The organism is Bradyrhizobium sp. SZCCHNR1093, from assembly GCF_032381175.1.
GTDB lineage: Bacteria > Pseudomonadota > Alphaproteobacteria > Rhizobiales > Xanthobacteraceae > Bradyrhizobium.
On sequence record NZ_JAUHJJ010000016.1, the window covers coordinates 22,021 to 47,438 of the forward strand.

Consider the following 25,418-nt stretch of genomic DNA (forward strand, 5'->3'; position numbering starts at 1 on the left):
GTCCCGAGTTCGCCGCTTCATTGATCCACATCTCAAACATCTATCCGAACAGCCTGTCGCGATGAGATGAGCATCCGCGTCCTCGCGACGCATTCCGCGCCCGAGCTATGCTCTCGAAACCCGCCCTCACCGAGTGGAGGGCGCAGGGAAGGCCGGGCGCTGGCCGCGCCCGTGGCCCGCCTGCAGAAAAAAGCAGGCGGCAGTCACCACAGGTCTGGCCGAGAACACCCGGCCTTCCCCGCGCGATGGTTTTAACGGGCTATAGCGCGCTCTTCCTGGTGCACCGGGCTTTCTGGCCACCATGTCGCGACAATGCGCTTCTCGCGCATTGCGCTGGATACTAGCATCGGAGTATCGGAACCACGCGCCTTCACCGTCCGCAGGCTAACGTTCGTCCGTGCCAACAGCACTGCGCCGCCCGCGTCCACCGCATCCCGCTGCCAACGTCCGTGACGACCGCGAACCGTCCCCTACCGTGCAACGGGATGCGCGAACCATAATGCTGATTTTGGCAAGCCGCAAAGCGATTTATGTTTTTCAGAACGACTTGACAGGGGTTGGCCCGACCGAGCTGATTTGGCCGACGGGTCGGAAGCGCGCTTCCCTGCGCTCCGGCAAACCGGAAGGAACCAGGTCGATTGCCGATAAAGTTCAAGCCCTGCCCCAGTCAGCCATTCACTTCCGGGACAATGTTCATTTCCGGGACAATGATCCGACGCCGCACCACGCAGGTCGCAGTGCGAGCCGCTCTGGTGGTCGCCACGCAGCGCTCAACCGGCTTACGACGCCATCGTCTGGATGAGCGCCGTGTCGGCGAACTCTATTAGTTCGACGATCTTCCCATCCTGAATTCTGAAGAGGTCGAGTATCTCGGTTTCCCGCGTCATATTCGTCGGACAGCTTCGCACGGTGAGGCGGGAACGCACGGCCACGCGATCGTTGTCCACCAGTTCGGTCAGGATATTTCGCTGCGCGAACTCGAACGTATCGATGAGCTTGGCCAAGCCCTCCTTGACTTGGGGGTGACCACACATGCACCCCAACATTTTGGTGGCGTTCCGGTCGCCAGCCAGTGTGAACACCACGTCCGGATGACACTCTGCCATCAGGTCGTCCAACGCCCCCGTGTCGCGCGCCTTGTATGCGCGCCTGACCTGCTCGAGGAGTACTTCGCGATTTTCCATCGGCACCTCCCAAAGTTCAGCACGAAGACCTTAGCTGCTCATTGATCTACTTGCAATTGAGTCAATCGAAAACTTCGCCTTCAACTGTGCTCACTTACCTCGGAGAGATGGAGCGAGCATGGGCCAGCTAGCCGAAGGCGTAGCCCGCCGCGCTTCCTCTGATTGAAGCCGCTGCCGTTCTTGACTTCCGCCATCGATCCAGCCAGTTCTATCTGCTCAGGTGCCGGCTCGACCATGGTCACGCAGTTCGGCTCCTCATTCGCGAAGCCTCTGCATAGTTCGTTGTTTTTCACCAAATCCATTCGGAGCAAGAATATGAAATCTGTCGTTGCGACGTTGTTTGCCGCGGCCCTGATGCTGTCGTCCGCGCCGGCGTCGGCCGTCGTTCTCGATCTCTCCACCATGAGCTGCAAGCAGTTCGTCGAGAGCGGCGACGACGGTATCAAGATGGTGCTGATCTGGCTCGACGGCTGGTACAAGGGCGACCAGGACGAGGCGATCTTCGACACCGAGGTGTTCGTCGAGAACGCCAAGAAGTTCGGCAAGTACTGCGCCGAGCATCCGACGGTCAGCATCGTCACCGCGGCGGAGAAGATCCTCGGCAAATAGGCAAATGGGATGGCTGCGGATCGTCAGCGCGCAGGCGAATGAACGCGCTTTCCGCCCGCGTGCCACCGCAGATGACTTTGCGGCTGCGCGGACGGCGCGGCTGGCCGCAAGTTTCGATGACCCCGCATGAAGACCGCAGCATCCGGACACACTCAGACGCAACTCATTGCGCCAGCTTGGCGCGGAGGCTGCGTTGAAGAAGCGTGCCGCGCCCCGTGCGGCACCTGCCCTTTCTTCATGCGAGAGTCCCATGTCGATCAGCTCCGTCACGACGCCCCTCGCGGCGCCTTCGTCGCAGACCACCTCGGCCACATCATCCACTTCGGCGACGTCATCCTCGTCGGCCACGAGCTCGGCTGACAGCACGTCGGAGAGCTCCTCCGGCAGCGGCGGCTCGTCGTCGGGCAAGACCGTCGTGAGCGAGGTCTCGATCACGCTCGACGGCGTCACCACCACGACCATCACCTATTCCGACGGTTCGACCGAGGTGACCAAGACTGCCGCCAGCTCGGACGGCAGCAGCAAGGGCGCGCAGACCTACAACGCGCAAGGCGCGACCAACAGCGCCGTGAGCAACGGCGTCTCGGGCAGCGCGGGCACGGCGAGCACGACCGTGACGACCTGAGGCCTCGCAGGACGCGCGACACGCCTTCGCTCAGGGCTGATGATGCCGTCTCGACCGGAGGCGTAGGTTCCGAAGCCGGAACCGTTCGATCTCTCAACACTGTCAGGGCGGCACGGGGGACAGGCCATTCCGCCCGGCGACGGTTGCAAGCGATGCTCAACCGTCACGTCCGGTGACACCGCGAAGCCACACTGCGCTGATGATGTCACGCGCGTGTCATTGTTAATTTGCGCCCTCGCTCCGAGTCACGCCTGTTAGCAGGCAGCTGCGACAATGGGGAGGATGTCGATGTTGCGGGGTGTGATCGGTGCGGGGATTCTGATCCTGGCGATGGGGTCCGAGGTACAGGCGGCCAACGAGGCCGGTCCTGAGACCCGGATGTCCTGTTCGGAGGTGCGCTACTACGTGGAGAAATACACGGCCGAGGTGGCCGAGATGTATGCGCGCAGCCGCGGCGCCACCGATGCGCAGATCAGCCGGGCGCGGCGTTGCCTGTCGACGAACCATTTCCGCAGGGCGGAGCGGGTGCACAGCTATACGGAGTAAGCGGGCGAAAGATTCGCAAGGGATGGCTCTCGTCCGGCCATGATCGCCTGTGGTTATGGATTCCGGGCTCCCGCGCGCTGCGTCGAACGGCTGCGCCGTTCGCGCGTGAATGCCAGGCAATGACGGCCGGGGAGAGAGCGGCGCATCGCAAGATGCAGAGCATATCGGCCGAAGGCGTGACGCTCGCCCCCTCCTTCAGGGCACACGCGGCGCCCTGAAAATGGTCATCATACCCCGCGCAGGCGGGGTATCCAGTACGCCGCGGCGTCTCGACTGAAGTCGACCGTTTCGGAGTACTCGATCGCCCGCCTGCGCGGGCGATGACAGTTGTTGTGACGCAATGTCTGCGCTGCGCTCCACGGTGGCGTCTGCGCGCCACGGCGGCCTGCATGGCGCAAGCACCGCGCAGGTCCCGCTCCCCGCCTCACGCCTGCTCGATCGCGGCCGGCATCTTGGCGACCGACATCAAGGAGCGCGCGACCTGGTTGAGGAGCTGATCGGCATTCTCCTCCTCGGCCAGCGACTTCGACAGCAGCGCGACGACGGCGCTGTGGCGGAGCTGGGAGGCGAGATTGCGCGCGGTCGTGTAGCCCGACATCTCGTAGTGCTCGACGCGCTGCGCGGCGCCGATCAGCGCGAGATCGGCGGCGGCGTCCTCCTTGTCCTCGGCCTGGGTCATGATCTCCTGGCCCTCCTCGATGAGGCCCATCATGCCCTTGCAGGGCTTTGCCCGCGGCGTCTTGCCGAGCAGCTCGAAGCATTCGTTGATGCGCTCGATCTGCGCTTCGGTCTCGACCAGATGCTGCTCGAACAATTCGCGCAGCTGATCGAAGCGCGCGGCCTCGGCCATCTTCGGCAGCGCCTTGGTAAGCTGCTTCTCGGCATGGAGAATGTCGCGCAGCTCGTCCATCAGCAGATCGCTCAGGCCGGATTCGTCGGCCGGCGGCGAGCTTTCGGTGACGATCGACGACGCCGCGCCGGGCTCACCGGCTTGGATCGCCGGCGACTCCGTGAAGACCCAGTCGCCGCCCTCGTTCCAGGGGCCGCGGGTATCGATCTCGCCATGATCGCCGGAGCCCGTGGAATCGTTGAAGAACTGGTCGACCAGACCCGGCGTCGGCGCGAGGCGGCCGATGCTGAAAGCCGGCTTGCCCATGCTTTCGAGCGCCACCGCGAACGCCTTCATGTGGGTGATCTCGCGCGTCATCAGGAACTGCAGCGCGTCCTTGGTGCCGGCATCGTCGGTGAAGTTGATCAGCCGCTCGTAGACGATCTTGGCGCGCGCCTCGGCGGCGATGTTGCTGCGCAGGTCAACGTCGAGCTCGCCGGTGATCTTCAGATAATCGGCGGTCCAGGCATTGCCTTGCGAGTTGAACAGGTTCACACCGCCACCGCCGGCAATCGCGATCAAGGGATCGGCCTCGGCGGCCTCGCGATCGAACTTCGACGGCTTCAGATGCAGACGCGCCAGGGTGCCGACGACCTCGAGATGGCTGAGCTCCTCGGTGCCGATGTCCATCAACAGGTCCTTGCGGTCGGGATCCTCGCAGTTGAGGCCCTGGATCGAGTACTGCATGGCGGCGGCGAGCTCGCCATTGGCGCCGCCGAACTGCTCGAGCAGCATGTTGCCGAAGCGCGGATCGGGCTCGTCGACACGAACGGTGAACATCAGCTTCTTGACGTGGTGATACATCGGGGGACCTCGGAGCGTTGGAGGGGACGCAGTCATGTCCGAACGGCCCGACCACACGGTTGTTCCTTACCTCTCGCCCCGGAACCCGAGCGCCGGCTGCCTGCGCCGGTCGCTTCTTATGCACACTGTCGCACTATAGGCGGGCGCAGACGACACCCCGGCAACGGACCTGCGGGACCGGCGCGCGCAAGCATCTGCGCCGGCTACCGCCATACATCCTGTTGGCAGCTCGACGACTGCCTCTTGCTAAGCTTTTCCCTGCTCGCCTAAGCTGTTCAGCTGGAGAGTGACATGTTGATGCGAACACCGGCCAGGGAGAAGCCAGGTCTCGGCGCGCGAGTCCGCCGGGTCATCGCGCGACTCCGCGACCACGCATCGTCATTCACGTCATCATCGCACGCGAATGGGGCGACACTGCGGAAGCCGTCCTACGTTGTCGACGATGAGCCTGACGACAGCAATATGGACGTCGCGCTGGCGGCGCTGATCGATCAGATTGAACGTCCGGCGCGCACGCCGCCACCACGGTTTCCGAGTCTCGCGCGCGTCACGTCATCGCGTCAGGCGCCGCACATCCCGGTGTACGAGCGGCCACCCTATTTCGACGCCGCGCCGCGCCCCGTCGAGGTCGAGCCGCGGCGGATGGCCTATGATGAACCCGTCGAGCGCATCGTGCCTGAGGACGAACTGTCGGAACTGCGCAAGGATCTGATGAGCGCGATCTCGGCGCGGCTCGGATCGCCGGAGGACCATCTGGCGACGATCAGGACCCTGCTGAGGTCGGTGAAGTAATGTGGGGCCGCAGCAATATCGGCAAGACGGTCGAGGAGCTGACCGATCATCTGCGGCTGGTCGATCACGTCCGCGCGCTGCAGGACGGCCAGAAGGAGATCGCCGAGGCGATCAGGGCGGTCAACAACCGCCTGACCTCGATCGAGGCCGAGTTCAGGGTGCTCAAGGCGGAGACCCAGCGCGACGCGTTGCGCGAGGTGCAGCATGCCGTGCAGGGCGTTCAGGGCTCCGTGCATGACGAGCTGACCCGCATGGCGACGCGGCTGATCGTGCTCGAGCAGGCACTGCGGCGCGAGGCTGTCCGACAGCAGGCATCGCCGGCCGCCGGCCTGCGCCCTCCGGCTGCCCCGCCCCGCCCGGACGGATCACGCTGAGGCGCGACAACTGGACCGCGGCAGACTCAGCGCAACTTTGCCGAGCGGCTTGCAATCTCGATGATGACGCTGCCGCTCTTGGCGTAACCGTCCGGCACAAAGGCTTCACCCGGTGCGAGTTCGCGCATGTCCTCCGCGTCCTTCGGCTTCGGAAAGCCCTTGGCGCAGGCCGTGCTGATCGTCTCGCGATCGGCGTAGCTGACGGCGGCGACCACGCTGCCGGGGGTTGGCCCGGCCGCTAGCTTCGACAGGCCGAAATATTTGAGCTGCTCCGAACAGCTAACGATGTTGGTCAGGTAGGCTCCCGTCGTGTCCTCGGCCTGCAGCAGAAAATCGTAGGACATTTCGATGGACCCGCCGCTGGCACTGGCGAAGCCGACGCGCGCCACGCCGGTCTCGACCACCCCCTGCCCCATATGCCCGGTCAGGCAGACGAGCACGTCCTGCGCCTCGTCCCTGATGGTGGAGATGACGCATTCATTCACCTGCATACCCGGCTGGAAGCCGCGAAATTTGTAGGCGTCGCCGACCTGCTCGAACACGACCGCGCCGCCGAAATCGGTCGCGTGCGGCTCGCAGCCGCTGCCATAGCTCACGACCAGCAGCGGATTGCTGGAGGCCAGGAAACGTCCCTGCTGCCGCTCCGGCTTCAGGGTGACGTCACAGCGACGCCCCTCGGAGTCGGGATAGGATCTGGCGCGCTTGCAGGTGGTGCCCGCGATCGCGCCGGGCGCGCAGAACAGCGACAGCAGCGCGCGGTTGGTGGCGGCAGCCTCAGCGATCCCCGGGAAGGCATGACAGAGCAGCAGCAGCGACAGCAGCACTGAAACGACCTTGGTCATCGAATTGCCTTGCAAAAGATCGCCGTTCTGCGCGGGACGATAGCGGACGCCGATGCTGTTGCAAACCAGTCGTAAACCACGACGAGAATCATGGCGAGCGCTCGCCTGCGATCACGCCCGCATTCCCTCCGCGACCAATGACCGCTTCAGCCCTTGGCGCGACCAGCGGATGATGTAGGCTGCGGCGAGATGCAAGACTGGACAAATGATCGGCGGCAACGCAGCCGCCGGCGCACACGCATGAGGGGCCCATGACCGACCATCTGATCGTGACCGACGAGGGCGAGACGCGGACGATCAAGCTCAGGCGCCCGGAGAAGAAGAACGCGATCACCCAGGCCATGTATCTCGGCATGAGCGATGCGATCGACACCGCGCAGAACAATCCGCTGGTGCGATGCATCATCATCACCGGCGGCTCCGGCGTGTTCACGGCCGGCAACGATCTCGAGGACTTCCTGCATGCGGGGTCGGCCGGCAACGACGCCGCGCGCACCTCGGCGGCGACCAAGTTCCTGTATTCGCTGGCGCATAACGTCAAGCCGATCATCGCCGCGGTCGACGGCGTCGCGATCGGCATCGGCACGACGATGCTGTTTCACTGCGACTACGTGCTGGCCTCCACCACGGCGACGTTCTCGACGCCCTTCATCCATCTCGGCCTGGTGCCCGAGGGCGCCTCGAGCCTGTTGATGCCGCAGACCATGGGCTATCAGCGGGCGTTCGCGATGCTGGTGATGGGGCGCACCATGACGGCGACGGATGCGCAGATCGCCGGCTTCGTCAACACGGTGGTGGCGCCGGGCCACACCGAGGTCGAGGCGCACAAGGTGGCGCGCGACATCTGCCGGCTGCCGGCCGAGGCAGTGGCGATCGGGCGCAAGCTGATCCGCACCGTGCCGGACGAATTGACCCGCCGCATCGACCAGGAGGCCTATCTGTTCGCCGAGCGCATGACCTCCGAGGAGGCGGTCAGCGCGTTCAAGGCGTTCCTGTCGCGCAAGAAGAAATGAGCGGGGCCGCGGCGGGCGCATGGCGCAGTTTGATGTCATCGTGATCGGCTGCGGCGCGGTCGGCAGCGCCGCCGTGCTGCATCTCGCCAAGGCCGGGAGGCGCGTGCTGGGCATCGACCGCTTCCAGCCGCCGCACCGCTTCGGCTCGACCCATGGCGAGACCCGCATCACCCGCGCGGCGATCGGCGAAGGCGTCGACTACACGCCGCTGGCGCAGCGCTCGCACGCGATCTGGCGCGCGCTGGAGCGAGAAACCAGCACGCGGCTGTTCGAACAATGCGGCTGCCTGTTCATTCCGAGCCAGCACGGCGGCGAGGTCCACGGCGTCAGCAGCGCGCAGTTCTTCAGCAATATTGAAACCGCGGCGCGGCTGCACGGCGTCGACGGCGAGACGCTTTCCGCGGAGCGGTTGCGCGCGGATTATCCGGCCTTTGCCACCGCGCCCGGCGATCGCGCCTTTCTCGATCGAGAAGGCGGCTATCTGCTGGTCGAGGACTGCGTGCGCACCGAGCTCGCGGTCGCCGCGCGCCATGGCGCCGAGTTGCTGACCGGCCGGCGCGTGACAGCGTTTCGCCGTGCCGCGGGCGCCCTCACCGTGACCATGGACGACGACACGACGGCGTCGGCCGACAAATTGATCGTCACCACCGGACCATGGATCACCGAGATGATCGCGCCGCTGCGCCGCCGCGTCCACGTCACCCGGCAGGTGCTGTACTGGTTCGAGCTCCTGTCCAATCCGCAGCATTTTGGACCGGGCACGCCGGTGTTCATCTGGGACGTCGCCGGCCGCGATCGCGCGGCCTCCGACATCTATGGCTTTCCCTGGCTGGGCTCGCAGGACAGTGGCGTGAAGATCGCGAATGAAGTGATGACCGGCGAGACCGATCCCGACGACGTGGCGCGCGAGGTGACCGCGGACGAAATCGCCGCGACCTATGAGACCTATGTCCGCTCCTTCGTGCCGGATCTCGGCCCGCGCTGCCTGCGCAGCGAGGTCTGCCTCTATACCAACGCGCCGGGCGGCCGCTTCGTCATCGACCACGATCCGGGTGACGCCGACGTGATCTACGCCTCGGCCTGCTCGGGCCACGGCTTCAAGCATTCGCCGGCCGTCGGCGAGGCGCTCGCGGCGATGGCCCGGGGCGAGACGCCGTGCGTCGACCTCGACGGCTTCACACTGGACCGGCTCGCCGCCGCCGATCCAGCATAGCGGACGCCGCAACTACTTTGCGGACTGCAGCGCAGCCGTCTGCTTGGCGAGGCCTTCGTTGAACTGCGTCTCGAGCTTGTCGAGATAGGCGTTGAATTCACCCGGCTTGACGAACGGGTTGGGCGCGCCGTCGGCAATCTTCGCTCGCTTTCCGGCCATGTCGTACATCTCCGGATGCGGCGCCAGCAGGATGTCGGGATGCGCCGTCTTGGCCCAGGCGAAAGTCTTCCTGTAATCGTCGACGATGCCCGGATAGGTGGGACGGCCGACCAGCCGGTTCAGCGCCACGGTGGCGCTGCAGAAGAAGATCAGGCTGCGGGTGGCGTCGCCATCCTTCACGTCGGTCGTCCAGCTGGTGCAGCCCGGCGAATGGCCCGGCGTCTCGTGCGCCGTCAAGGTGACGCCGCCGAGCGTCACGGTGTCACCCTCGCGCACAGCGCGGTCGACCTTGACCGGCGGGAAGCCGAGATAGCGCTCCTCCTCGCGGCCCGGATAGAAGCCGCCTTCCAGCAGCGGAACGTCCCTGGCGCCCGCCACCATCTGCGCCCCGGTCTCCTGCTTGACCTGCGCCAGCCCGCCGGTGTGGTCGATATGGGCGTGGGTGTTCAGGATGTATTTGATGTCGGCGACCTTGAAGCCGAGCTTGCCGATGCTGGCCTCGATCTGCGCGGTCGATTCCGGCATCACGGTATCGATCAGGATGTGGCCCTGCGGTGTGGTGATCAGGTAGGAGGCGAGCCCGTTGGTGCCGACATAGTAGACGTTGTCGATCACCTTGAACGGCTCGGTCGGCTTATTCCACGCCGCGACCATCTGCTTCATCAGGTCCGGCAGCGATTGCGCTGCAGCGGAGCCGGCCACGAGCGACAGTGTGGCGGCGAGCAGCATCATTCTTTTCATTCCGGCCTCCCGATGTATTGTTGTTATGAAATCATTTTATGTCATTGCGACCGCGGCGGGGCAATCGCGCTTCGTCCCGCGGCCCCTTCATCACACGTGACCCTGCCATGAGCCGTCTCTCCCGCTTCGCCCTCGCCTGCCTGCTGACCGGTGCCGCCGTTGCAAGCATCGCCGGCCCGCCGGCATCGGCCGAGGACGAGCCGGTGGCGTTGCGCATCCTCGCCATCAACGACTTCCACGGCAATCTGAAGCCGCCCGCCTCCGGCATCCGCGTCGCCGATCCCGCCGATCCAACCAAGACCACCGTCGTTCCTGCCGGCGGCGCCGAGCACATGGCGAGCCTCGTCAAGCTGCTCGCCGACGGCCAGCCCAACACGATCTTCGTCGCCGCCGGCGACCTGATCGGCGCGAGCCCGTTCCTGTCGGCGATGTTCCACGACGAGCCGACCATCGAATCGATGTCGCAGATGGGGCTCGCGCTGTCGGCGGTCGGCAACCACGAGTTCGACGAGGGCAAGGCCGAGCTGTTGCGGATGCAGAACGGCGGCTGCCATCCGACCGATGGCTGCGGCGGGCCGCAGCCGTTCACCGGCGCCAAATTCCATTATCTCGCGGCGTCGACGTTCCTCGCCGGCACCGACAAGACGGTGTTTCCGCCCTATGAGATCCGCACCTTCGAGGACATCCCGGTCGCCTTCATCGGGCTGACGCTGAAAGGGACCGCCGGCATCATCTCGCCGGCGAGCGCGGCCGGCCTCGACTTCCGCAACGAGGCCGAGAGCGTCAACGCGCTGATCCCGGAATTGAAGGCCAAGGGCGTGCAGGCGATCGTCGTGCTGATCCACGAGGGCGGCTGGCCCTCGGGCGGCATGAACGAATGCCCCGGACTGTCCGGACCGATCGTCGACATCGTCAAGGAGCTCGACAGCGCCGTCGACATCGTCATCTCCGGCCATACCCATCAGGCCTATGTCTGCACCATCGACAAGCGGCTCGTCACCTCGGGCGACAAGTTCGGCACGTTGGTGACGGCGATCGACGTCAAGCTCGACCGCACCACGCGCGACGTGATCAGCGCCACCGCGACGAACATCGTCGTCGACACCACCCTGCCGAAGGATCCGGCGCAGACCGCGCTGATCGACGCCTATGAGAAGCTCTCCGCCCCTTACGCCAACCGCCCCGCCGGCGTGCTCGCCGCGACACTGTCGCGGCTGCCGAACGCCTCCGGCGAGAGCGTGCTCGGCGACGTCATCGCCGATGCCCAACTCGCAGCGACAGCCGCGGCGGACAAGGGAAGCGCGGTCATCGCGATGACCAATCCCGGCGGCATCCGGACCGATCTCGTTCGCCGCGACGGCGGCGCGGTGACCTATGCCGACGTGTTCGCGAGCCAGCCGTTTCGCAACCAGCTGACGACGGTCACCCTGACCGGCGCCGAGATCAAGGCCGCGCTGGAGCAGCAATGGCTCGACCCGGCGCGGCCGCGCATCCTGCAGGTCTCCAGCGGTTTCTCCTATGCCTTCGATGCGAAACAGTCCGCGGGCGCTCGGATCGACGCCGCCAGCATGATGCTCGACGGCAAGGCCATCGACCTCGCCGCGTCCTACCGGGTCACCATCAACAACTACCTTGCGCTCGGCGGCGACGGCTTCACCGCGTTCAAGAGCGGCCGCGATCCGATCACGGGACCCTATGACGACGAGGCGCTGTTCGCCTATCTCAAGTCCAATAGCCCGCTGGCCCCGCCGCCGCGCGGCCGCATCATCAACAAGGCTTCGTGACGCCTGCCGCGCCCGCCGGAAAGCCGGTCATATCGCCCGCGGGGCTCTTTCCGAGGCTGCGTTCAGCGCATAGATTGGGCACTCCCGCAACGCGCGAGTGGCAGAGCCCTGATGTCGACGCTGTATCTCTCTCATGAAGCCTGCCTCGATCACGCCACGCCGTCCGGCCACCCAGAGCGCGCCGACCGCCTGCGGGCGGTCGAGGAGGCCCTGACCGAGGAGCGCTTCGCCCTGCTCGACCGCGACGAGGCCCCGGAGGCCGATATCGAGCTGGCCCTGCTCTGCCACAACGAGCACTACGTCACCGAGCTGCGCCAGATGGCCCCGACCTCGGGCATCATCTATCTCGACGGCGACACCTCGATGTCGCCGGGCACCTGGGAAGCCGTGATGCGCGGCGTCGGCGGCGCCGTCGCGGCAACCGAATCCGTGATGTCCGGCCGCCACCGCAACGCCTTCGTCGCGGTGCGCCCACCCGGGCACCATGCCGAGATCGCAAAGCCGATGGGCTTCTGCTTCTTCGACAATGTCGCGATCGCGGCACGCTATGCCCAGCGCACCTTCGGCATCGAGCGCGCCGCCATCGTCGATTTCGACGTCCACCACGGCAACGGAACCCAGGACATCTTCTGGGCCGACAAGAGCGTGATGTACTGCTCGACCCACCAGATGCCGCTGTTCCCGGGCACCGGCGCCCGCGGCGAGCGCGGCGAGCACGACACCATCGTCAACGCGCCGCTGGCCTCCGAGGACGGCAGCCTCGAGTTCCGCTCCGCCTTCGAAAACCTGATCCTGCCGCAGCTCACCAAGTTCAGCCCCGAGCTCGTGATGATCTCGGCCGGCTTCGACGCCCATTATCGCGACCCGTTGGCGTCGCTGAACCTGCGGGCGGAGGATTTCGGCTGGGTCACCCGCAAACTGATGGATCTCGCCGACAAATCCGCCGGCGGGCGGGTCGTTTCGGTCCTGGAAGGCGGCTATGACCTTCAGGGGCTTAAAGAATCCGTCTCGGCCCACGTTGCGGCCCTGACCGGGGCGTGATCCCCAGGTTCCAGCCGATCCCACCCTCGGCGGGGCCTGACATGGCCGCGACCGGGGTGTAAAAGCACGGCCCCGGAGTTGAGTGAGCTGCAGGGAACCCGCATGGCGGACAACACCGTAACCGACGTCAAGAAGCTGTCGTTCGAGCGCGCGATCGAGGAGCTGGAATCGATCGTGAAGCGGCTCGAGGACGGCAAGGTGCCGCTCGAGGAGTCGGTGGCGATCTATGAGCGCGGCGAAGCACTGAAGCGGCGCTGCGAGGAGCTGCTGCGCCAGGCGGAGGCCCGGGTCGAGAAGATCACGACCGACGCCAGCGGCCATGCGACGGGAACCGTGCCGCTCGACGTGCAATAGCGGCTTGCGGCTGAACGGCCCTCTCCGAGCAACAGTCCGGATTTATTTCGCTACCGCCGGGCGCGAGTTGACGCGGGCAAAGCGCGCCTCTCAATCGTGCAATTCAGCCGCAGATCGGTGCAACTGCATCGAAGAGCTCGGCCGCGAGGTGGCCCTCGGCGAAGTCTCGGCCGCCGCGTTGGCCACTTGAGACCCAGAGGTGCGTCCTTCGTTTACCATGCGACACGATTTGAATCGGCAGTTCGCCCCTGATCCTGTGATCGTGCCGCTCGGGGTCCGCGATCATCCGGCGCAATCATGACGACGTGCTTCGCTCGCAGCTCTTTCGCATCGACTTGACGGCCAACGAAAGGCCGCACGCCGACGACTTCTTCATGATCGTCTACGGACCAATCCCTTACGCGAACGCATGGCTCACGGCGCCGCGGCGTGCGCAATCACCGCATCGGCGGATTTTGCGCCGCGGGAAAAGGCCTGGACCGAGCCGGCTTCCCCGGTCTATTCCGGAGCGCCGGCTGCCGTCGATTTGAGCAGTTGAATGGAACCTCCGGCACGCCGCCGCGGTTGAGAGGTGGCGCAAGGGTACCGTTTGCGGGCTTGCCAACTCCCATCGGGTTGGCTTTAAGACGCACTTTGGTGTAAAGCTTCTCGCAACTGCGGGTTTTTGGAAGTGTTTATCCTCTCTGGAGAGAGGAAACTAAGCGCTTGCAGGAGCTAGCAAAACTGACTTGGCTGAACGACTTGGCGATCTTGGGCGACTAACGAGGACGGCAAGGCCACCAAGAGTGACTTACATCACATAGATCGATCCGAAACCCGGCTAGTCTCCGGACTGCGGCTTCGATCCGCGCGGATGTCACCTTCAAGACTTCAGGTTTCGCCGCCCGTTACGATGAACCTCTCAGATGTCGGCCCTTGAACCCGACCTGCAAAATTGGAATGTCACCGTGACCACATTTAGTAAGACGCCGCTTCTCGACACCATCAAGACTCCGGAAGATCTGCGCCGGCTGAAGGTCGAGCAGGTCCGGCAGGTCGCCGACGAATTGCGCCAGGAGACCATCGACGCGGTCTCGGTAACCGGCGGTCATTTCGGCGCGGGTCTCGGCGTGGTCGAGCTGACCACGGCCATCCATTACGTGTTCGACACCCCGCGCGACCGCCTGATCTGGGACGTCGGCCACCAGGCCTATCCGCACAAGATCCTGACCGGACGCCGCGACCGCATCCGCACCCTGCGCACCGGCGGCGGCCTCTCCGGGTTCACCAAGCGCGCCGAGAGCGACTACGATCCGTTCGGCGCCGCGCACTCGTCGACCTCGATTTCCGCCGGCCTCGGCATGGCGGTTGCGCGCGACCTGTCGGGCGGCAAGAACAACGTGATCGCCGTGATCGGCGACGGCGCGATGTCCGCCGGCATGGCCTATGAAGCCATGAACAATGCCGGCGCGATGAACTCGCGCCTGATCGTGATCCTCAACGACAACGACATGTCGATCGCGCCGCCGGTCGGGGCGATGTCGGCCTATCTGTCCCGCCTCTACTCGGGCAAGACCTACCGCACCCTGCGCGACGCCGCCAAGCAGCTCGGCCAGCATCTGCCCAAGGTGATCGCCAACCGCGCCAGCCGCGTCGAGGAATATTCCCGCGGCTTCATGATGGACGGCGGCACGCTGTTCGAGGAGCTCGGGTTCTATTACGTCGGCCCGATCGACGGCCACAACCTCGACCATCTGCTCCCCGTCCTGAAGAACGTCCGCGACATGGAGACCGGCCCGATCCTGGTCCACGTCGTGACCCAGAAGGGCAAGGGCTACTCGCCCGCGGAAGCGGCGGCCGACAAATATCACGCGGTGGCCAAGTTCGACATCGCCACCGGCACCCAGGCCAAGGCCAAGCCGAACGCGCCGGCCTATCAGAACGTGTTCGGCCAGAGCCTGGTCAAGGAAGCCGAGAAGGACGACAAAATCGTCGGCATCACCGCCGCGATGCCCTCGGGCACCGGCATCGACATCTTCGCCAAGGCGTTCCCGAAGCGCACCTTCGACGTCGGCATCGCCGAGCAGCATGCCGTGACCTTCGCCGCCGGCCTCGCGGCCGAAGGCTACAAGCCGTTCTGCGCGATCTACTCGACCTTCCTGCAGCGCGGCTACGACCAGATCGTGCACGACGTCTGCATCCAGAGCCTGCCGGTCCGCTTCGCGATCGATCGCGCCGGCCTGGTCGGCGCCGACGGCGCGACCCATGCCGGCTCCTTCGACAACGCCTATCTCGGCTGCCTGCCGAACATGGTGATCATGGCGGCCTCCGACGAAGCCGAGCTGGTGCACATGGTGGCGACCCAGGTCGCGATCAACGACCGGCCGAGCTCGGTGCGCTATCCGCGCGGCGAAGGCCGCGGCGTCGAAATGCCCGAGGTTGGCGTTCCGCTGCCGATCGGCAAGGGCCGCATGATCCGCCAGGGCAAGCAGGTCGCCCTGCTCTCCTTCGGCACCCGGCTCGCCGAGTGCGAGAAGGCGGCCGACGAGCTCGCCGCACACGGCCTGTCCGCCTCGATCGCCGATGCGCGCTTCATGAAGCCGCTCGACGAAGAGCTGGTGCTGAAGCTCGCCCGCGAGCACGACATCCTGATCACGATCGAGGAAGGCTCTGTCGGTGGCTTCGGCTCGCACGTAATGCAGTATCTCTCCGATCAGGGCATGCTCGACGGCGGCCTGAAGATGCGCACCATGGTGCTGCCGGACGAGTTCCAGGACCACGACACGCCGGCGGCGATGTACGCCCGCGCCGGGCTGGACGCCAAGGGCATCGTCCGCAAGGTGTTCGAGGCGCTCGGCAAGGATTACACGACCGAGTCGGTCAAGCTCGCCTGAGGCGAGCTTGCGTCCCGCCGTGGTGGTGAGCCATGAAGATCTATCTGGCAGGTCCCGACGTGTTCCTGCCGGATGCCATTGAAATCGGCCGGCGGAAAGTCGCGATCTGCGATCGCCATGGCTTGATCGGCCGCTACCCCCTCGACAACAGCGTTGACCTCGCCTCCTCCGACGCCTCGCGCCAGATCTTCCATGGCAACGAGGCGATGATGGACGACGCCGATGCCATCATCGCCAATCTCACGCCGTTCCGCGGGCCCGGCGCCGATGCCGGCACCGTCTACGAGCTCGGCTACATGGCGGGCCGCGGCAAGCTCTGCCTGGGCTATTGCAACGATCCCGCCGTCTATGCCGACTGCGCCCGCCGCTTCACGACGGTGACGGAGCAGGACGGCCGCCTGGTCGATGCCGAGGGCCTGACGGTCGAGGATTTCGGCCTGCCCGACAACCTGATGATGATCCACGCGCTCGACCTGTACGGTGCCCCGCTGGTCCTCCCGCGCGAGCGGTCGGGGGATGTGTGGCACGACCTGGCGGCGTTCGAGATCTGCGTGAAGCTGGCGGCGGAGCGGCTCCTCGGCAAGACGCCGTAGGGTGGGCAAAGCGGCGCCGTCAGGCGACGCGTGCCCACCGTGGATCCGCGCCCACAATCGAAATGGTGGGCACGGCGCGTCAATTGCGATACGAGCTTGCGGAGCGGCCGGTGCACGCGCCTTTGCCCACCCTACGAACTCACTATATGAGGCGCGATCTCGCCTCACACCACTGTCGTCCCGGCCTAGTGCGCAATTGCGCACGCGGCGCCGGGACCCGACCACAGGACGTCATGTTGGGCAGACTCGTAGTTGCCATCTCCCTACAAACTAAGTCCTGTGGTTATGGGTCCCGGGTCGGCGCATCAACGCGCGATGCGCGCTGATGCTTGCCCGGGACGACACTGAATTTGGTGTGCGTGCTCAACAATTCATGACGACTGATCAAACTCATGCCCCCTGCCCGCAAACGCGCTGATATCCTGCTCGTCGAACGCGGCCTGTTCGAGAGCCGCGCGCGGGCGCAGGCGGCGATCGAGGCTGGGCTCGTGTTCGCAAACGACAAGCAGGTCGGCAAAGCCTCGGAGAGCATCCCAGTTGATTCCGTGCTGCAGGCGGAGCCGGCGCATCCCTGGGTGTCGCGTGGCGGAGTCAAGCTTGCGGCAGCACTGGAGCATTACGGCATCGAGGTCGAGGACCATGTCTGCCTCGACGTCGGCGCCTCCACCGGCGGCTTCACCGAGGTGCTGCTGGCCAATGGCGCGGCTGTCGTATTCGCCATCGATGTCGGCCGCGACCAATTGCATCCCTCGCTGCGCAATCATCCGAAGATCGTGTCGATGGAGCAGACCGACATCCGCAGCTATGACGGCAAGCGCCTGCCGCAGCGCCCCGACATCGTCGTGATCGACTGCAGCTTCATCTCGCTCAAGGCAGTGCTGCCGGTCGCATTGTCGCTCGCGGCCTCGCCGATTAGCCTGCTGGCGCTGATCAAGCCGCAATTCGAGGCGAAGGGCGCACACGGCAAGGGCGGCATCATCAAGGATGCAGCGGTGCATGCCGCCGTCTGCGACGACATCGCCACCTTCGCCGCCTCGCTCGGCTGCAGTGACATCGAGATCTTCCCATCATCGATCAAGGGCGGCGACGGCAACGCCGAATTCTTCCTGGGAGCACGCCGCCATGGTTGAGCGTCTCGTCATCGACCACGTCGGCCATCGCGGCGACGGCGCCTCGCTGTCATCGGGCGAGGCTCTTTACGTGCCCTATACGCTCGCCGGCGAGACCGTCGAGGCGGCCGTCGTCCCCGGCCATCCCGATCGCCGCAAGCTGCTCGCGGTGGAAATTCCGAGCCCCGAACGGATCGCGCCGTTCTGTCCGCATTTCGGCGTCTGCGGCGGCTGCGCCATCCAGCACTGGGCGCCCGAGCCCTATCAGCAGTGGAAGCGCAACATCATCGTCGAGACGCTGCGGGCGGCCAAGGTCGATTGCGACGTGGCAGATCTGATCGATGCCCACGGCGCCGGCCGCCGCCGGGCCACCTTCCACGCCCGGATGGGCACGCACGAGGTTCTCCGCGTCGGATTCTCGGCAGCCAACAGCCACGACATCGTGCCAATCGACCGCTGTCCGATCCTCGACCCCGCGCTGGACGGTGCGCTGGAAGCCGCGTGGGCGCTGGCGGAGGCGCTGAAGCCGACCGGCAAGCCGCTCGACATCCAGGCGACCGCGACAAGCAACGGCCTCGACATCGACATCCGCGGCTCCGGCCGGCTGCCGCCGCCGCGCATCGCGGCCCTGTCCCGCCTCGCCGAACAGCACCGGCTGGCGCGGCTGACCCGCCATGGCGAGCTGGTGCTGATGCGCAATGCGCCCGTGGTCGCGATGGGTACGGCACAGGTGACGCTGCCGCCCGGCTCGTTCCTGCAGGCCACCGTGCAAGGCGAGGAGACGCTGGCGCAATTGGTGCTGGAGCGGATCGGCAAAGCCAAGCACGTCGCCGACCTGTTCTGCGGCGTCGGCCCGTTCGCGCTCCGGCTCGCTACGCGGGTGCGCGTCACCGCCATGGACAATGATGCCGGCTCGGTCGCGGCGCTGCAGAAGGCGGCCGGTACGCCCGGCCTGAAGCCGATCAAGGCCGAAACGCGCGACCTGTTCCGCCGTCCCCTGATGCCGCCGGAATTGCGCGACATCGACGCTGTCGTATTCGACCCACCGCGCCAGGGCGCTCAGGCGCAGGCCAAGCAGCTCGCGGCCAGCAAGGTGCCGGTGATCGTCGCGGTGTCCTGCAACGTGACGACGTTCGCGCGCGATGTGCGCATGCTGATCGACGGCGGCTACAGGCTCGAGACCGTGGTGCCGGTCGACCAATTCCGCCACACGCCGCATGTGGAGCTGGTGGCACGGCTGGTGCGGTGAGCTGATCTCGATGCCTGCACGTCATCGCGAGCGAAGCGGCGAAGCAACGCAGGCATTCTTCTTGGCCCTGGATCCTTCGCTACGCTCGCGATGACGAGGACATGTCTACCTGACCACGCTGACCTTCACCGGCGCGACGCCGGAGTTGACCATGCCGAGCGCCTGCGCGGCTGAGTAGGACACGTCGACCACCCGCCCCTGCACGAACGGTCCGCGATCATTGACGCGCACCACCACGGAGCGGCCGGTCTTGACGTTGGTGACCTGCAGCCGGGTGCCGAACGGCAGGCTGCGATGCGCGGCCGTCAGCTCGGAGGGATTGAAGCGCTCGCCGCTCGCGGTCTTCTGGCCTTCCGAATAGTAGCTGGCGAGACCGGACGCTCCGGAGTGCGCCGGCGGCGGGCTGAGCTCGGCCCGCCGGACGCGCACCACTGACTCCGGCGCCGTCTCCGCACGCTGCACCTGCGGCCGGAATTCGGCTCCGGCTTGCTTCGTCGGCGCCGCCCAGCGCGCCTGCCGGACCGCCGATGATTGCGCGCAGGCTGCGAGCGAAGCCGCCGCCGCACACACCAGCGCTGCCCTGAGAAGTTGGCAAGCGAGCCCTGCACGCGGACCTTGGATGACTGACGAGCGCCTGACGCGCTGCGCGGGATGGGCTGTCCGGTCGATGATACGCATGTTCTGTGCGCCTCCGCCTCAACCCGCTCATGGTCGCGGCCCAATCGCGGCAGCACGGTGGCAAAGGGAAATTTGCGAGAGGTGCAACCCCTGGTTTTTGGAAGATTGTGGCTTAATGGCAACAGATCAGCCTGAACGGCGGCCCTGTGGAGTTTTTCCACGCAAGAACTTCATACTGTGATCCTGGGAGAACACGTGAATGCCTGACCCGCTGCTGACCCGCATCGTTGGCGAACTTGCCGATGTCCCGGGACTGCGCGCCATCGCGCTCGGTGGATCACGTGCGCGCGGCACCGCGCAGGCGGGCTCGGACTACGACGTCGGGCTCTACATCGCATCCAGGCACGACCTCGACACCGACGCGCTGCGCGAAGCAGTGCGGCGGCTCGTCGACGCCCCGCAAACGGTCGAACTGACGGCGGTCGGCGGCTGGGGACAGTGGGTCGTCGGCGGCGGCTGGCTCAGAATCGACGGGCACAAGGTCGACCTGCTCTATCGCGAGATCGATGCGGTCGGCGGCGTGATCGACGACTGCCGGAAAGGGCGGATCGAGATGCACTACCAGCCAGGCCATCCGCATGGCTTCGTCTCGGCGATCTGGATGGGCGAGGTCGCGCTCTGCCGCCCGCTGCACGATCCCGCGCAACTGCTGGCGAGACTGAAGTCGCGCTGCACGCCCTATCCGCGCCGCCTGCGCGACGCGATTATTGCGCGCTTCCAGTGGGAGATCGCATTCAGCATCGATAATGCCGAGTTGGCTGTCGGGCGTGGCGACCATACCCACGTCGCGGGCTGCGCCTATCGCGCCCTCGCCTGCCTTGCGCAGGTGCTGTTTGCGGTCAACGGGCGCTACCTGATCAACGAGAAGGGTGCGCTCAAGGAGGCCGCGACGTTTGGACTGGCGCTCGGCGGTCTCGCGGCGCGCGTGGAGTTCATCTGGCAATCGATCGGCAATGGCGAATTCGGTGCGGCGCTCCGCAGCCTGCGGGAGGTCGAGGCCGAATTGAAACAGGCGTTGGTCCATGCTGCGACGGCCGGCTGAGATCGGCGGCGCCTTACCAATCAAGCCTCCCCGCGCGCTCGTCTGCTCGGCAGCCCGGGCCTGCTGGTCACCGCCCCCAGCGGTCCTGCCAGATCTTCTCGCCGATCGTGCAGGACACGCGCGGCTCCTTGTCGGCATCGTCGGCGACCGGCACGATGCGCGGCGGCGGTACCCGTCCGGCGACCTCCATCAGCAGCTTGGTGCGGATGGCTTCCTTGAATTCGTCGCGGCTCTTGATCGTCACCACGAACGAGCCGTGGCCGCCGGTTACGCAATCCTTGTAGTAGAGATCGAGGTTCTCGATATCCATCGTCGAGTAGGACGGCTCCTTGACCATGATCGGCAGGCCGTTGATCGTGATGCCCTTGTCGACGGCCTCGTCGCGCGCGATCGTCACCGGTGAGGGACCATTGTTGTTGGGCCCGTCGCCGGAGATGTCGATAACGCGGCGCAGCCCGCGATAGGGGTTCTCATCGAACAGCGGCATGGCAAAGTAGATCGCGCCGGAGATCGAGGTGCGCGACGCGCGGCGGATCGGCGTCTTCATGATCTCGGCGGCCACGGCGTCGGCACTTTCCGGTCCGTCGATCAGGCGCCATGGAATGATGATCTTCTGGTCGCTCGAGGCCGCCCATTCGAAATAGGTCACGGCGATGCGGCCGTGCACGCCGCTCTTCAGTGCCTGCAGGAACTCGCGCGAGCTGAGCGCCTGGGCGTAGCCTTCGCGCTGGATCGCCAGTTCGTCCAGATCCATCGAGTAGGACACATCGACGGCGAGGATCAGTTCGACGTCGACGGACGCTTCCTTCTCGCTCAGTTGCTGAGCCGGCTGGGCCCTCGGCGCTGCCACGACGGTGGCGACGTCGCCGCCGGCCAAGGCGCCTGCCAGACACGCCACCCCGATCGAGATCCACCAGCGCATGAGCTGCCCTCCAATCGCGTCTGACGATGGTGACATGCAATCCGCAGAGCGCAAAGCGGGAACGCACACATCCATTCACATTCCGGTTAGTCCCCGGGGTTTGCCCGGATGTCAGGCAGCTGCGTGCGCCCATCGCGCAAGGCATGCAGCCCGTGGTTTCCCGGAGCAGCCGAAGCCTGTATCGTGGCCCGACTGCCGCATCAGGAACACAGGCGCGCCCTTAGAATGAACGATGCCGTCACCAAGCCCAAGACGAAGGTACGCACCAAGACCGAGCGTCCGCGGCTCTACAAGGTGATCCTCGTCAACGACGATTTCACCCCGCGCGATTTCGTGGTGATGATCCTGAAGGCGGAATTCGGCATGACCGAGGACCAGGCCTACAAGGTCATGATCACGGCGCATAAGCTCGGCGTCTGCGTGGTGGCCGTTTTCACCAAGGACGTTGCCGAGACCAAGGCGACCCGCGCGACCGATGCCGGCCGCGCCAAGGGATATCCGCTGCTGTTCACCACCGAGCCGGAGACCTGAGCCGGCGAACTAATTCCCTTCCTCACGCAGCCCATACACACGTTGTGCGGTCGCGAGGCCAGCGATCGGAAATTCACCGAGATCGGTCCAGAGATCGGTCAGCGGCTCGGGACAGGCGCCGGCAAAGGCCTCGGACGCGACCACCGTCCGCTGCAGCCGCGCGGCCATCTTCTCCAACCGTGCGGCGAGATTGACGGCCGGGCCGATGCAGGTGAAGTCGAGCCGGTTGCCGCCGCCGATATTGCCATAGAGCAACCGTCCGACATGCAGGGCGACGCCGAAGCGAAAGCGCTCGACCCGGCCGCCAACCGCATATTCCAGCGCATCGACACTGGCGCGCGAGGTCCGCGCCGCCGAGAGCACGCGCCCGCAGACCGCGCTCGGATCACCGTCCTGCTCGGGAATCGGAAACACCGCGAGCAGACCGTCGCCCATGAACTTCAACACTTCGCCGCCCTGCTCCCGGATCGCGGCAACCTGGCAGTCGAAGTAGTTGTTGAGGATCTCGACCACGTCTTCGGCCGGCAGCCGGTCCGACAACGGCGTGAAGCCGCGCAGGTCCGACAGCCAGATCGCCGCATCCATCGTATCGGTATGGCCGCGGCGGATCTGGCCGCCGAGAATGCGCTCGCCGGCGCTGTTGCCGACATAGGTGTCCAGCAGCATTGAGGCAGTCCGGCGCAGCGTGACGATCTCGGTGTAGCGTGCCAGGGCCGGCATCAGCGACCGGATTGCGTTCACGTGCTGCTCGCTGAAGCCACGGGGATCCCTCGTGGTCCAGCTCGAGGCATGGATCGCCCGATCGACGAAGGTCAAGGGCAGCGCGAGATAGTCGGTCGCCCCCTCGGCGCGCACATCCATCAGGATCGGAAAGCGCTCGGCCTCCGAGCGACGAGGATCAGCCCTGAATTCCGCCCCGCTCTCGAACACGAGCGCGAGCGGGCTGCTCCTGTAGATCGGGCGGCTCTCAAAGCCGAAATCAACGGTGGAGGTCTCGACCTCCGCTCCCGGCCGCCAGATGAAGCTGCGGCCCGCAATGTCCGGATGCAGGGTGCGGACGAACACGCCGACGCGCCACAACGGCACACCGAGCCCGACCAGCCGCTCGCAGCATTCGGACATCATCTGGCCCGGCGTCGCGGCGGAACGCGCACCGTCGACCAGCCAGTCCTTGATCTCCTGCAGCTTGGACGTGTCCATGGGCCTACATTAGGCGAGCGGCGTGACGACGGCAAACTGTCGAGGCGAGCCCATCCCTACCCGACCTGACCGCGATGGCACAGCAAATGGTCGGCGAGGACGCAGGCCATCATCGCCTCGCCCATGGGCATCTCGCCTGGCGCAGCTTCAGGATCGAGGAGGTCGACTTGACCGCGAAGCGCATCACGGGCCGAGCGTTTCGCTCGGCTCGTGCACAGACCATGCGCTGGCGATCAGCCAGGAGATGAACTCCAGATACGTGGTCCGGTCCATGGCGCAAGGTCAGGCCAAGAGCGGCGAGCCCGATAGCTCATGCGGACATCGGGGCCGCGCTCAGCGTGCTGACAATTTTACTCATTGGCGAGAACGGGCATTCAGCTCCACGCAGTATCATGGCGGCATGAAAGAGAGCCTCCGCAGCGCGCCATCCACCATCGTTCCTCAGACCTCCTTCGGACCGCTCCGGCTGCTGCCCGCATTGCCATGGCTGATCCTTGCTGCGGCGATGCGGGTGATCGCCTTCGCTGGCGGCCCCGCCAGCCTGCCCGCCCTGATCGTTGCAGCGGTCGCGGTGCTGCACGCCTTCATCGTCACGGCGCAGCGTTGCATCGAGGCAAGCGGCGGGACCAGCGGCCTGGGCGACCTGACCTTGGGCGAGCAGTTCAGGCTCTCATTGGCGGTGCTGTGGCGGATCGCGTTGCTCATGGTCATCGCCACGCTGGCGCTGGCGTTCACGCCCTATGCAGCGCGGAGCCATCACCTGATGGCCGGGCTGGATGGCATGGCCTTCGACCAGTTAACTCATCTCGGCCGGTTCTGGAGCGCATTCATCGCAGCCCTGATGCTGCTGATGATCCTTCAAGCCGAGCGGAACAACGGCCGGACTGCGTTCTTCCCGGCACTCGGTGAGTTCGCCCGGCGCGTTCTATGGCTCGGCACCGCCGTGCTGGTGCTGGGCCTGGTCAACATCGGACTGAGCCACGGTCAGAATGCCGTGCGCAGCATGATCTGGACGTTCGGACAGACCGACGCCACCCAGTTCGCCAAGAACCTGATCTTCTTCGTCTTCATCTTCTCGTTCGCGATGCTGCGACTCTGGGTGACGCTCTCGATCGTCACCTTCGGACTGAAGGCATCGTATGTATACGGCGAGAGCGACTAGCTACCCCACCTGGCCGCGATGGCGCAGCAGGTGATCGGCCAGCACGCAGGCCATCATCGCCTCGCCGACCGGAACCGCGCGGATGCCGACGCACGGGTCGTGCCGGCCCTTGGTCAGGATCTCGGTCTCCTGGCCTGAGCGGTCGACGGTCTGGCGCGGGGTGAGGATCGACGAGGTCGGCTTGACCGCGAAGCGCAGCACGATAGGCTGTCCAGTCGCGATGCCGCCGAGAATGCCGCCGGCATTGTTGGAGAGAAAGCGCGTGCCGTCATTGGCCGAGCGCATCTCGTCGGCATTCTCCTCGCCGGTCAGCTCGGCGGCGCCGAAGCCGGCGCCGATCTCGACGCCCTTCACGGCATTGATGCTCATCATCGCCGCGGCGAGTTCGGCATCGAGCTTGCCGTAGAGCGGCGCGCCAAGTCCCGCCGGCACGCCCTCGGCGACGATCTCGAGCACGGCGCCGATCGACGAGCCGGACTTCCTGATGCCGTCGAGATAGTCCTCGAAGAACGCCGCCTTGTCCTTGTCGGGGCAGAAGAAGGGATTGCGCGCGACCTCGTCCCAGTCCCAGTTGCCGCGGTCGATCTTGTGCGGGCCCATCTGCACCAGCGCGCCGCGCACCTTCACGTCCGGCAGGACCTTGCGCGCGACGGCGCCGGCCGCAACGCGCGTCGCGGTCTCGCGCGCCGAGGAGCGGCCGCCGCCGCGATAGTCGCGCAGGCCATATTTGGCCTCGTAGGTGAAGTCGGCGTGACCCGGACGAAACTTGTCCTTGATCTCGGAATAGTCCTTGGAGCGCTGGTCGGTGTTCTCGATCAGGAGCGCAATCGGCGTGCCCGTGGTGACCTGCGCTCCCGTGTCGGGATCGGCCATCACGCCGGACAGGATCTTCACCTGGTCCGGCTCCTGGCGCTGGGTGGTGAAGCGCGACTGGCCGGGCCGGCGGCGGTCGAGATCACGCTGGATCTCCTCGGCCGTCAGCGGAATGCGTGGCGGACAGCCGTCGACGACGCAGCCGATGGCGACGCCATGGCTCTCGCCGAAGGTGGTGACGCGGAACATGTGGCCGAAGGTGTTGAAGGACATGAT

At 65.8% G+C, this 25,418-nt stretch carries 25 protein-coding genes; 17 read left to right on the forward strand and 8 right to left on the reverse strand.

Features of this window, described 5'->3' with window-relative positions:
• Positions 1 to 779 precede the first annotated feature (779 nt).
• Positions 780 to 1,184, reverse strand: coding sequence for a nuclear transport factor 2 family protein (locus tag QX070_RS30560; RefSeq protein ID WP_315740864.1), 405 nt, complete (start codon positions 1,182 to 1,184; stop codon positions 780 to 782).
• Between the two features lie 315 nt (positions 1,185 to 1,499).
• On the opposite strand from QX070_RS30560, the gene QX070_RS30565 reads away from it, so the two are divergent.
• The 3 genes from QX070_RS30565 to QX070_RS30575 all read left to right on the forward strand — a co-directional run bounded on the left by QX070_RS30565 (position 1,500) and on the right by QX070_RS30575 (position 2,964).
• Positions 1,500 to 1,793: an HdeA/HdeB family chaperone gene (locus tag QX070_RS30565; protein ID WP_315740865.1), complete on the forward strand. Its 294-nt coding sequence runs from the start codon at positions 1,500 to 1,502 to the stop codon at positions 1,791 to 1,793.
• Positions 1,794 to 2,043: 250 nt separating this feature from the next.
• On the forward strand, positions 2,044 to 2,418 hold the full coding sequence (locus tag QX070_RS30570) for a hypothetical protein (RefSeq protein WP_315740866.1): 375 nt from the start codon (positions 2,044 to 2,046) through the stop codon (positions 2,416 to 2,418).
• Between the two features lie 288 nt (positions 2,419 to 2,706).
• Positions 2,707 to 2,964, forward strand: a complete 258-nt coding sequence (locus tag QX070_RS30575) for a hypothetical protein (protein WP_315740867.1) — start codon at positions 2,707 to 2,709, stop codon at positions 2,962 to 2,964.
• A gap of 424 nt (positions 2,965 to 3,388) precedes the next feature.
• On the opposite strand, the gene QX070_RS30580 is transcribed toward QX070_RS30575, so the two are convergent.
• On the reverse strand, positions 3,389 to 4,657 hold the full coding sequence (locus tag QX070_RS30580) for a DUF892 family protein (RefSeq protein WP_315740868.1): 1,269 nt from the start codon (positions 4,655 to 4,657) through the stop codon (positions 3,389 to 3,391).
• Between the two features lie 462 nt (positions 4,658 to 5,119).
• Here QX070_RS30580 and QX070_RS30585 point away from each other — a divergent pair, with 462 nt between their 5' ends.
• Positions 5,120 to 5,449, forward strand: coding sequence for a hypothetical protein (locus QX070_RS30585; protein WP_315740869.1), 330 nt, complete (start codon positions 5,120 to 5,122; stop codon positions 5,447 to 5,449).
• On the forward strand, positions 5,449 to 5,823 hold the full coding sequence (locus QX070_RS30590) for a hypothetical protein (RefSeq protein WP_315740870.1): 375 nt from the start codon (positions 5,449 to 5,451) through the stop codon (positions 5,821 to 5,823). Before QX070_RS30585 ends, QX070_RS30590 begins: the two co-directional genes overlap by 1 nt.
• Before the next feature lie 26 nt (positions 5,824 to 5,849).
• Here QX070_RS30590 and QX070_RS30595 read toward each other — a convergent pair whose 3' ends face one another.
• Positions 5,850 to 6,665, reverse strand: a complete 816-nt coding sequence (locus QX070_RS30595; protein ID WP_315740871.1) for a hypothetical protein — start codon at positions 6,663 to 6,665, stop codon at positions 5,850 to 5,852.
• A gap of 251 nt (positions 6,666 to 6,916) precedes the next feature.
• Between QX070_RS30595 and QX070_RS30600 the strand changes: the two genes are divergently transcribed.
• Positions 6,917 to 7,678, forward strand: a complete 762-nt coding sequence (locus QX070_RS30600; RefSeq protein WP_315740872.1) for a crotonase/enoyl-CoA hydratase family protein — start codon at positions 6,917 to 6,919, stop codon at positions 7,676 to 7,678.
• A gap of 19 nt (positions 7,679 to 7,697) precedes the next feature.
• A complete protein-coding gene (gene solA / locus QX070_RS30605) occupies positions 7,698 to 8,891 on the forward strand; it encodes an N-methyl-L-tryptophan oxidase (protein ID WP_315740873.1) in 1,194 nt (397 codons plus the stop codon).
• Between the two features lie 12 nt (positions 8,892 to 8,903).
• Here solA and bla read toward each other — a convergent pair whose 3' ends face one another.
• Positions 8,904 to 9,791 (reverse strand): subclass B3 metallo-beta-lactamase, encoded by an 888-nt coding sequence (bla, locus tag QX070_RS30610; RefSeq protein ID WP_315740874.1) that lies wholly within the window; start codon positions 9,789 to 9,791, stop codon positions 8,904 to 8,906.
• A gap of 107 nt (positions 9,792 to 9,898) precedes the next feature.
• Here bla and QX070_RS30615 point away from each other — a divergent pair, with 107 nt between their 5' ends.
• From QX070_RS30615 to QX070_RS30645, 7 genes are all read left to right on the forward strand, one after another.
• Complete coding sequence (locus QX070_RS30615) at positions 9,899 to 11,575, forward strand: bifunctional metallophosphatase/5'-nucleotidase (protein WP_315740875.1); 1,677 nt, start codon at positions 9,899 to 9,901, stop codon at positions 11,573 to 11,575.
• 111 nt (positions 11,576 to 11,686) lie between these two features.
• Positions 11,687 to 12,616, forward strand: coding sequence for a histone deacetylase family protein (locus tag QX070_RS30620; protein WP_315740876.1), 930 nt, complete (start codon positions 11,687 to 11,689; stop codon positions 12,614 to 12,616).
• 102 nt (positions 12,617 to 12,718) lie between these two features.
• Positions 12,719 to 12,970 carry an exodeoxyribonuclease VII small subunit gene (locus QX070_RS30625; protein ID WP_315740877.1) on the forward strand — a complete coding sequence of 84 codons (252 nt, stop codon included), beginning with the start codon at positions 12,719 to 12,721 and terminating at the stop codon, positions 12,968 to 12,970.
• Between the two features lie 947 nt (positions 12,971 to 13,917).
• Positions 13,918 to 15,843, forward strand: a complete 1,926-nt coding sequence (gene dxs / locus QX070_RS30630; RefSeq protein ID WP_315740878.1) for a 1-deoxy-D-xylulose-5-phosphate synthase — start codon at positions 13,918 to 13,920, stop codon at positions 15,841 to 15,843.
• A 32-nt stretch (positions 15,844 to 15,875) separates the two neighbouring features.
• Complete coding sequence (locus tag QX070_RS30635; protein WP_315740879.1) at positions 15,876 to 16,436, forward strand: nucleoside 2-deoxyribosyltransferase; 561 nt, start codon at positions 15,876 to 15,878, stop codon at positions 16,434 to 16,436.
• A gap of 392 nt (positions 16,437 to 16,828) precedes the next feature.
• Positions 16,829 to 17,566: a TlyA family RNA methyltransferase gene (locus tag QX070_RS30640; protein ID WP_315740880.1), complete on the forward strand. Its 738-nt coding sequence runs from the start codon at positions 16,829 to 16,831 to the stop codon at positions 17,564 to 17,566.
• Positions 17,559 to 18,794, forward strand: coding sequence for a class I SAM-dependent RNA methyltransferase (locus tag QX070_RS30645; RefSeq protein WP_315740881.1), 1,236 nt, complete (start codon positions 17,559 to 17,561; stop codon positions 18,792 to 18,794). The genes QX070_RS30640 and QX070_RS30645 overlap by 8 nt, the downstream gene beginning before the upstream one ends.
• Before the next feature lie 105 nt (positions 18,795 to 18,899).
• Here the strand turns inward: QX070_RS30645 and QX070_RS30650 are convergent, their stop codons facing one another.
• On the reverse strand, positions 18,900 to 19,472 hold the full coding sequence (locus QX070_RS30650; RefSeq protein WP_315740882.1) for a septal ring lytic transglycosylase RlpA family protein: 573 nt from the start codon (positions 19,470 to 19,472) through the stop codon (positions 18,900 to 18,902).
• Positions 19,473 to 19,671: 199 nt separating this feature from the next.
• Here QX070_RS30650 and QX070_RS30655 point away from each other — a divergent pair, with 199 nt between their 5' ends.
• The gene (locus QX070_RS30655; protein ID WP_315740883.1) at positions 19,672 to 20,514 is read left to right on the forward strand and encodes a nucleotidyltransferase domain-containing protein; all 843 of its coding nucleotides are present in this window, start codon (positions 19,672 to 19,674) and stop codon (positions 20,512 to 20,514) included.
• 67 nt (positions 20,515 to 20,581) lie between these two features.
• Here the strand turns inward: QX070_RS30655 and QX070_RS30660 are convergent, their stop codons facing one another.
• Positions 20,582 to 21,436, reverse strand: a complete 855-nt coding sequence (locus tag QX070_RS30660) for a DUF1194 domain-containing protein (RefSeq protein ID WP_315740884.1) — start codon at positions 21,434 to 21,436, stop codon at positions 20,582 to 20,584.
• A 225-nt stretch (positions 21,437 to 21,661) separates the two neighbouring features.
• On the opposite strand from QX070_RS30660, the gene clpS reads away from it, so the two are divergent.
• A complete protein-coding gene (gene clpS, locus QX070_RS30665) occupies positions 21,662 to 21,967 on the forward strand; it encodes an ATP-dependent Clp protease adapter ClpS (RefSeq protein WP_315740885.1) in 306 nt (101 codons plus the stop codon).
• 9 nt (positions 21,968 to 21,976) lie between these two features.
• On the opposite strand, the gene QX070_RS30670 is transcribed toward clpS, so the two are convergent.
• Entirely contained in the window at positions 21,977 to 23,167 is a 1,191-nt protein-coding gene (locus tag QX070_RS30670) for an adenylate/guanylate cyclase domain-containing protein (RefSeq protein ID WP_315740886.1), read from the reverse strand.
• A 400-nt stretch (positions 23,168 to 23,567) separates the two neighbouring features.
• Between QX070_RS30670 and QX070_RS30675 the strand changes: the two genes are divergently transcribed.
• Complete coding sequence (locus tag QX070_RS30675) at positions 23,568 to 24,329, forward strand: hypothetical protein (RefSeq protein WP_315740887.1); 762 nt, start codon at positions 23,568 to 23,570, stop codon at positions 24,327 to 24,329.
• On the opposite strand, the gene aroC is transcribed toward QX070_RS30675, so the two are convergent.
• Entirely contained in the window at positions 24,330 to 25,415 is a 1,086-nt protein-coding gene (aroC, locus tag QX070_RS30680) for a chorismate synthase (protein ID WP_315740888.1), read from the reverse strand.
• Positions 25,416 to 25,418 lie beyond the last annotated feature (3 nt).